Origin of the sequence: Cognatiluteimonas telluris (assembly GCF_011320095.1) — a bacterium.
Taxonomy (GTDB): Bacteria; Pseudomonadota; Gammaproteobacteria; order Xanthomonadales; family Xanthomonadaceae; genus Cognatiluteimonas; species Cognatiluteimonas telluris.
The window spans coordinates 1-639 of record NZ_JAANOY010000113.1; the positions used below are offsets into that span (position 1 = coordinate 1).

Annotated in this window: 1 protein-coding gene and 1 pseudogene; both read right to left on the minus strand. The window is 55.7% G+C overall.

Annotation, left to right across the window (positions count from 1 at the left end):
* Window positions 1-91: 91 nt before the first annotated feature.
* Window positions 92-472, minus strand: coding sequence for a hypothetical protein (locus G7B67_RS13245; RefSeq protein WP_166213184.1), 381 nt, complete (start codon window positions 470-472; stop codon window positions 92-94).
* 48 nt (window positions 473-520) lie between these two features.
* Window positions 521-639, minus strand: a pseudogene (locus tag G7B67_RS13670) (IS30 family transposase); the annotation flags it as partial.

Below are 639 nucleotides of genomic sequence, written 5' to 3' on the forward strand. Positions count from 1 at the left end.
CGATTGCGAAAACAAGCGAGAAGCGGCGCAGCCAGAAGTTGAAAAGGATGCTGGTCATTGAGTTCCCTTCGTGCGGGGCCTAACACCTGAATTAAGCCGAGCCGCGAAGCGGCTTCGGCTTGAATGAGTTGTTAGAGCCCAGCCCGCAGATTGCGTGAGTCGCCAACGCTACCAGTACGCCACATGCCATGGACCAAAGCGCCAAGTCCGATGCAACAAGGAAAAGGACCAAGCCGGGTACAAGACCAATGGCGAGAGCTGCAACCCATGAAGCCTTGCCAATGGAAAGCAACCAAGCATAAAGCGGAGCCCCGAACACCATGACTGGAACGCAGCCAATCACCAAGGTGTAGCCGAAGACAGCCATGGCCGCTCCACCAGGGCTAAAAGCATCGCCTGAAGTGGCCGAAGACCGAAAAGCAGAGAGCAGGGCGAAAGCAACGGCGACAATCAGAAGCGCCGCAATTGCCACGATTTCAGTCTTTGCTAAATGTCGCCGAAATGTCATATGGGCGGTGAATTAACACTCCAAGTGCAACACCCCTGACCGCTGAAGTCGTTGGAGTGGCGTTTCATAGCCATAGCGTTTTCTCGGTCGGCGGTTGAGCTTGGTCGTGGCTCTGTCGCAGTCTGCCTGGC